Annotated in this window: 5 protein-coding genes; 3 read left to right on the plus strand and 2 right to left on the minus strand. The window is 73.1% G+C overall.

Annotation, left to right across the window (positions count from 1 at the left end):
• Both F6X68_RS28225 and htpG read right to left on the minus strand, forming a co-directional pair.
• Positions 1-427: cytochrome P450 (locus F6X68_RS28225; RefSeq protein WP_225852472.1), on the minus strand; the 427-nt coding region annotated here is incomplete at its 3' end.
• 434 nt (positions 428-861) lie between these two features.
• Positions 862-2775, minus strand: a complete 1914-nt coding sequence (gene htpG, locus F6X68_RS28230) for a molecular chaperone HtpG (protein ID WP_225852473.1) — start codon at positions 2773-2775, stop codon at positions 862-864.
• 205 nt (positions 2776-2980) lie between these two features.
• On the opposite strand from htpG, the gene F6X68_RS28235 reads away from it, so the two are divergent.
• The 3 genes from F6X68_RS28235 (at position 2981) to F6X68_RS28245 (ending at position 7472) form a co-directional block, all read left to right on the plus strand.
• Complete coding sequence (locus F6X68_RS28235; protein ID WP_151457104.1) at positions 2981-3340, plus strand: hypothetical protein; 360 nt, start codon at positions 2981-2983, stop codon at positions 3338-3340.
• Positions 3327-4355, plus strand: coding sequence for a YbjN domain-containing protein (locus F6X68_RS34910; RefSeq protein ID WP_151457105.1), 1029 nt, complete (start codon positions 3327-3329; stop codon positions 4353-4355). Before F6X68_RS28235 ends, F6X68_RS34910 begins: the two co-directional genes overlap by 14 nt.
• A gap of 183 nt (positions 4356-4538) precedes the next feature.
• Positions 4539-7472 carry an ATP-binding protein gene (locus tag F6X68_RS28245; RefSeq protein WP_225852474.1) on the plus strand — a complete coding sequence of 978 codons (2934 nt, stop codon included), beginning with the start codon at positions 4539-4541 and terminating at the stop codon, positions 7470-7472.
• The last annotated feature ends 64 nt before the right edge of the window (positions 7473-7536 follow it).

The following is a 7536-nucleotide window of genomic DNA, read 5'->3' on the forward strand; positions in this document are numbered from 1 at the left end:
TGGGCGGCGCGTCGATGCGGGCGATGAACTCCATCGCCTCGGGGCAGACGTCGTAGATCGGGGCGAGGGTGAGGGCGTTGCCGAAGGCCTCCGCGTCACCCAGCGCGCGACGCACGTCGGCGTGCCGGGTGATCAGCCACAGCCCCAGGTCCGGGTCGTGGCGCACCCCCTCGGGCTCGTCCAGTAGCCGCCGCCACACCTGCGCCGGGTCGGTGAGATACGCCCCCGCGAACGGATCCAATCGCATGACCGCCTCCTCGAACGCCATGGCCACGAACGGAATTGCCGAACGACTCCCGGGGCTCCGGTTACCGCCGCACGCTTCACGGTGCGCCCATTCCGGGAGCAAGTCAATATCGGCGTTCTTCAATGTGTCGATGCGCAATTTCCACGCCTTCGGCCACACGCGCACCACGTCGTTCTGCAAGTTGCGGGATGTTCCCTGCCCGCTGGTCGCGACATTGCACACGGTAGACGACGCAACGGCCGGCAGCGGGCACCGCGTCGCGCCACGGCCCCGCGTGTCCCGCACGACCGGGCGGAAAGGCGGTGTGACATCGACCGAGGATCAGGCCGTGAAAGGCCGACCGTACGCGCACCGGAAACAGGGTTCACGACGCGTTCCGTGAACGGCCGACCGATTACCCGAAGAAGTTTTCCCGGCAGGAGCGGCGGCAGATTCCGGCGGACGGCTCGGGGTCCCACGCGGGCGGCACGGGTCCATGCGGGCGGCAGGTGGGGTCGTCGAGCAAGGACGACGCGCGGGGCGGCCCACCCCGGCGATCCGGGGGGCGGCCCGGGGTGGGAGTCGACCGGTCACGGGCCGGCCGGCGGCACCCGCCGGCCGGCCCGTGCGTGCGGCTAGAGGGTACGGGCGAGCCGGTCGGCGAGCATGCGGGTGAACCGGGACGGGTCGGCCAGTTCCCCGCCCTCGGCGAGCAGCGCCAGGCCGTAAAGCAGCTCGGCGGTCTCCTTCAGCGACTCCTCCGTGCCGCCCTGCTCGTGCGCCTTGCGCAGGCCGGTAACCAGCGGGTGCCCGGGGTTGAGCTCCAGGATCCGCTTGACCGTCGGCACCTCGTGCCCCATCGCCCGGTACATCTTCTCCAGCGTCGGGGTGATGTCGTGGGCGTCGCCGACGACGCAGGCGGGCGAGGTGGTCAGCCGGGAGGAGAGGCGGACCTCCTTGACGGAGTCGGCGAGGGTGGCGCCCATCCAGGTGAGCAGGTCGGCGAAGTCCTTGCGCTGCTGCTCGCGCTCGGCTTCGGCCTCCTTCTTCTCCTCCTCGGTGTCCAGGTCCACCTGGCCCTTGGCGATGGAGCGCAGCGTCCTGCCGTCGTACTGGCCGACGCGCTCGATCCACACCTCGTCGACCGGGTCGGTGAGCAGCAGCACCTCGTAGCCCTTGGCGCGGAACGCCTCCATGTGCGGCGAGTTCTCAATCATCGTGCGCGAGTCGCCGGTGGCGTAGTAGATGTCGCTCTGCCCGTCCTTCATCCGGCCGACGTAGCCGGCAAGGTCCGTGGGCTCGGCCGGATCGTGGGTGGAGGCGACCGACAGGATCTCCAGGAGCGTGTCCCGGTTCTCCGTGTCGTCGATCAGGCCCTCCTTGACGGCGGCGCCGAACTCGGTCCAGAAGGTCCGGTAACGCTCGGCGTGGTTGGCCTTCATGTCCTTGACGGTGGACAGGATCTTCTTGACCAGCCGGCGGCGGACGACCTGGATCTGCCGGTCCTGCTGGAGGATCTCCCGGGAGATGTTCAGCGACAGGTCGTGCGCGTCCACGACGCCCTTGACGAAGCGCAGGTAGTTCGGCATGAGCGCTTCGCAGTCGTCCATGATGAAGACGCGCTTGACGTAGAGCTGCACGCCGCGGCGGCCCTGCGGGGCGAACAGGTCCAGCGGCGCGTGCGACGGGATGAACAGCAGGGCCTCGTACTCGAAGGTGCCCTCGCCCCGCATGTGCACGATGTCCAGCGGGTCCGCCCAGTCGTGGCTGACGTGCTTGTAGAACTCCTTGTACTCGGCCTCGTCGACCTCGTCGCGGGAGCGGGCCCAGAGCGCCTTCATCGAGTTGAGCGTCTGGGTCTCGGTGCTGGTCTCGTCGCCCTCGCCGGTGCGCTCGACGGTCATCCGGATCGGCCAGGCGATGAAGTCCGAGTAGCGCTTGACGATCTCCCGGATCGTCCACTCGGCGGTGTAGTCGTGCAGGTTGTCCTCGTCGTCGGCCGGCTTGAGGTGCAGGGTCACCGACGTGCCCTGCGGCGCCTCCTCGACCGACTCGACGGAGTACGTGCCCTCACCGGCCGACTCCCACCGGGTGCCGCCGCTCTCCCCCGCCCGGCGGGTCACCAGCTCCACCCGGTCGGCGACCATGAACGCCGCGTAGAAGCCCACGCCGAACTGGCCGATCAGCTCCTGCCGCGCCCCGGCGTCGGAGGACTCGCGCAGCTTGCGCAGCAGCTCGGCGGTCCCGGACTTGGCGATCGTGCCGATCACCTGGACCACCTCGTCGCGGGACATGCCGATGCCGTTGTCCCGGACGGTCAGCGTGCGCGCTGCCTTGTCGACCTCGATCTCGATGCGCAGGTCGGAGGTGTCGACCTCCAGTTCCTTGTCGACCATCGACGCCAGGCGCAGCTTGTCCAGCGCGTCCGATGCGTTCGAGATCAGTTCACGCAGGAAGACGTCCTTGTTCGAATAGATCGAGTGGACCATCAGCTGGAGCAGCTGACGCGCCTCGGCCTGGAACTCCAACGTCTCGGCCCGGTTGCTCACACCGTGTCCTTTCATCCTCGAAAGCCCACCGAAGGTTCGCGGAAAGGATACGAGCCGTCGCCGACGGCGAGACGACGGGACCGCGGAACGTCGGCTGGCGTCGCGTTGCCTCCGCGCCCTACCGTCGCAGTTGGCGTCGACGTGGCCGCCGGAGAAGCCGAGGGCTGGTGCGACCGCCGCGGCGGGCGGTCAGTACGGTAGGGATGTGTCTCTATGGATGGCCGCGATGTGGGGACTGGTCGGCAGCGCGGTGGCCGAGGCGCTGAACCTCTCCGGGATGATGCGCCCGACCAGCGAGTCCAAGGGCCGGTGGCAGTGGCCGTGGCGGGACCGGCGGGACGCCCCGATCGTCGTGTTCGCGGTGCTGCTCAGGACCGTGGCCGGCACCGGCCTCGCCGCCGCGGCCGGGGCGGGTGGCCTGGCCACCACGGCCTTCGCCAGCTTCACCTTCGGGGTCGCGGCGCCACTGGTGATCGCCAAGATGTTCGACCAGGTCCGGGTGACGGAACGACCGGCCGACAGCGGCCGGGACGGCACGAGCGGCGAGCACGATGACGCCGCGTGAGAACCTGCTCGGCAGGTTCGTCGCCGCGCTGGCCGCCCGCCCGGCCACCACCGCCACGGCTGTTCCCGTACCGGCCCGGACGCGGCTCGCCGCCGCGCTGGCCGCCCGGCCGGTCGCCGCCCGCAGCACCGGCCCGCTCCCTCGTACCGACGCCGAGGACGGCGACGGCGGGAAGCTGACCCACCGGGTCCGGGCCGTGCTCGCCGGCCTCCTCGGCGTAACCACGGACCAGTTGCGCGTCGACGCCGACGGCGACGTCGGCATCCGCGCCGGCTCGGCCATGATCTTCGTACGGGCGCAGGACGACCCGCCGCTGGTCGACGTGTTCTCTCCGCTGCTCACCGGCGTCGACCCGACCGAGTCCCTGTACCGGCGGCTCTCCGACCTCACCAACGGGCTGGTGGTCGGGCGCGTCTACTGCACCGGCGACACGGTCTGGGCGTCCATCCCCGTCTTCGGGCAGGACTTCGCGCCCACCCATCTGCTGCTGGCCCTGCGGGCCATGATCGCGCTCGCCGACGACCTCGACGACCAGCTCCGGCGGGAGTTCGGCGGCAGCCGCTTCTTCGGCCCGGAGTCCGCCGGGCTGGTGGCGGTGCCCGACCCGACCGGCTACCTGCGCGACCTCGACCGGGCCGGCGCGAACGGGGCGGGCAGCGTCCTGGTCGACCTGCTGGCGGACCGGGGGCGGACGGAGGAGCTGCGGATCCGTGCCGAGCACGGCGACTGGCACGCCGCCGCCCGGCTCGCCGCGCTGCTCGCCGGGGAGGGCCGCACCGACGAGGCCGAACGGTACTGGCGGATCGCCGCCGAGCAGGGTGATCCGCGCGCCCGCGACGAACTGGCCGCGCTGCTGGCCGCCCGGGGCCGGCACGACGAGGCGGTCGGCCTGCTGCGGCAGGCGGTCGACGCCGGCGACTGGCGGCACCTGCCGCTGCTGCTGGCGCTGCTCACCGAAGGCGGCCTGGTCGACGAGGCGGTCGAGCTGCTGCGCCGCCGGGCGGCCGAGGGCTGACCCCGCCCGCCCCCGCCGACCCGATCTGCCGGGTCGAGGTGTGGAGATGTGCAGGCCTGGGTACAGACACGCGCTGGGGTGCCGGCGGACGTACAGCTGAAGCTGGGTGCCAGGATGTGCGGGTAACACCAGCAAGGGTCGTCGGGGCCCGGAAGTGAGGGCTGCGATGAGGTGCGACCGAGGGTGACACGGCCCACGGGGGACCTGTTCGCCGAGGGCGGTGGGACCGGGCGGCTGATGGCACGCCTCGACTGGGCCGCCACCCCGCTCGGCCCGGTCGACGGCTGGCCGCAGAGCCTGCGCGCCGCCGTCCGGATGGTCCTCTCCTCCCGCTACCCGATGCTGCTGCTCTGGGGGGACCGCTTCACCCAGCTGTACAACGACGCGTACTCGGCCCTGATCGGCGACAAACACCCCGACGCGCTCGGCGGCGACGTGCGGGTCACCCTGGCCGAGGGCTGGGACGTGCTGGGCCCCCTGATCGACGAGGCGATGGCGACCGGGGTCGCCAGCTGGGTGCCGGCCCTGCGACTGCTGCTCGACCGCGCCGGCTACCGCGAGGAGGCGTACTTCAGCGTCTCGCACGCCCCCGCCCGCGACGACGAGGGACGCACGGTGGGGGTGCTCACCGTGTGCAGCGAGGTCACCGAGCAGGTCGTCGGTGAGCGCCGGCTGCGTCTGCTGCGTGACCTGTCCGTCGGCGGCGACGGGCGGACCGTCGACGTGCAGAGCACCTGCGCCCGGCTCGCCGAGGCCATCGGCGGGCACCCGCTGGACGTCCCCTTCGCCGCGATCTACCTGTGCGAGGGCGCGCTGCTGCGCCGCGCCGCCCACGTCGGCGGGGAGCCCGTGGCCGCGGCCCTGCCGGCCACGCTGCCGGCGGGCGAGGAGCACGAGTGGGGGCTGACGGCCGCCGCCGGCGGCACGACGACCGACGTGGCCGGCGTCGAGCGGCGGCTCGCCCTGCCCGCCGGGCCGTGGGGCGACCCGGTCGGCACCGCCCGCGCCCTGCCACTGCCGTCGGCCGAGGCGGGCCAGCCCCTCGGGGTGCTGCTGCTCGGGGTCAGCCCGAGCCGGGGGCTGGACGAGGCGTACCGGTCGTTCCACGCGCTGCTGGCCCAGCAGGTGGCCGTCGCCGTACGCAACGCCCAGGCGTACGAGGAGGAGCGCCGGCGGGCCGAGGCGCTCGCCGAGCTGGACCGGGTCAAGACCGGCTTCTTCACCAACGTCAGCCACGAGTTCCGGACCCCGCTGACGCTGATGCTCGGCCCGCTGGCCGACGCCCTCAACGACAACGAGCACCCCCTGCCGGCGACGCAGCGGGAACGGGTCGACACCGCCTGGCGCAACGCCACCCGGCTGCTCACCCTCGTCAACAGCCTGCTCACCTTCTCCAGCCTGGAGGCCGGGCAGGCACACAGCCAGGCTCGCGAGGTCGACCTGGCCGGGCTCACCACCGAGCTGGCGAGCGTCTTCCGGGCAGCCGTCGAACGCGCCGGGCTGCGCCTGGAGGTCGACTGCCCGCCGCTGCCCCGCGCGGTCTCCGTCGACCCGGTCAACTGGGAACGCATCGTCACCAACCTGCTGTCGAACGCGCTGAAGTACACCTTCGTCGGCCGGATCCGGGTCGGGCTGACCGCCGACGACGACGAGGTACGGCTGACCGTCGCCGACACGGGCATCGGTATCGCCGAGGATGATCTGCCCCGGCTCTTCGAACGCTTCCACCGGGTGCAGGGCACCCGGTCGCGCAGCCACGAGGGCACCGGCATCGGGCTCGCCCTGGTCCGCGAGCTCGCCCGCCTCGAAGGCGGCGACGTGCGGGTGGAGAGCCGGATCGGGACGGGAACGACGTTCACCGTGGCACTGCCCTGGTCCGCCGCGGGGCGGACCCCCGCGTCGGCCGCGGGCGTGGCCGGGGCCGGGGACGCGGCCCGGGCCGCCGTCCAGGAGGCGGTCGGCTGGCTCGCCGACCCGGCGCAGGCGGGGGCGTCCGCGCCGGCCGGGCCGCCGGTGCCGGCGTACGGTGCCGAGGACGCGCTGCGGCACGCGCGGATCCTCGTCGCCGACGACAACGCCGACATGCGCGCGTACCTGGCCCGGTTGCTGGGCGAGCAGGGCTGGCGGGTGGAGACGGTCGGCGACGGCCGGCAGGCCCTGGAGGCGATCCGCCGGGATCAGCCCGACCTGGTGCTCACCGACGTGATGATGCCCGGGATCGACGGCTTCGAGCTGGTCCGTCGGCTGCGCGGGCAGGCCGGCACCCGCACGCTGCCGGTGGTGGTGCTCTCGGCGCGCGCCGGCGGCGACGCCAGCGTGGAGGGGCTCGACCTGGGCGCCGACGACTACGTCGTCAAGCCCTTCGCCGCCGCCGAGCTGATCGCCCGGGTCCGGTCCGCCCTGCACGGCGCCCGCACCCGGCGGCACCACCGGGACGACGGGGGCGACCCCGGCGACACCGCACGCGGGGTGGACGGCCTCGGCACGACGGCCGACGCGGGTGGCCTCGGCGAGGCCCCGACCGGGTCGGCGGCCGGGGCGCGGCCGGCGACATCGGCCGGTTCCGAGGGCGACGGCGCCCCGGTCAGGTCACCGGCCTCGGGTGGCGGTCCCGTGGACGCGGGTGGCGGTCCGGTGAGCGGCCCACCTGCCGCCCCGGGCGTCGATCCGTCGGTCGGCGGGGACGGGGAGTACGCCCACAACGGGGGCCGGCGGCCGGCTCCCGAGCAGCCGGCCGCGCTGGACACGGGCTGGACGTACCCCTCACAGCCCACCTCCGCCGCCGCGATGCGCCGGGACGTGCGGGCCTCGCTGGAGAACCTGGACGTCGATCCGGACATCGTGGCCGACCTCCTGCTGGCCGCCTCCGAGGCGGTCAACAACGCCGTCGAGCACGCCCAACGCCCCACCCGCCCCGAGGTGCGGGTGCGACTGCGGGTGGCCGATGGCACGGTACGGATCTCGGTGCGCGACTTCGGCACCTGGCGGGACCGTCGTCCGGCCATGGACCGGGGGCGGGGTGCCACGCTGATGAACGCGTACGGCGACGTGCGGCTGGTCTCCACCGCCGAAGGCACCACCGTCACCATCGAACGCCGCCTGTCGCCCACCGCCTGACCCCGCCACAGGCGGGACCTATCGCGCCTGCCGTCACCGAGTCGAGCATATATGGCGTATGTCC

Source organism: Micromonospora sp. AMSO12t (assembly GCF_008806585.1).
Classification (GTDB): domain Bacteria; phylum Actinomycetota; class Actinomycetes; order Mycobacteriales; family Micromonosporaceae; genus Micromonospora; species Micromonospora reichwaldensis.

Coding starts and splice junctions, on each gene's coding strand:
- F6X68_RS34910 (WP_151457105.1), top strand. CDS start 3,327: ATGACGCCGCGTGAGAACCTGCTCGGCAGGTTCGTCGCCGCGCTGGCC.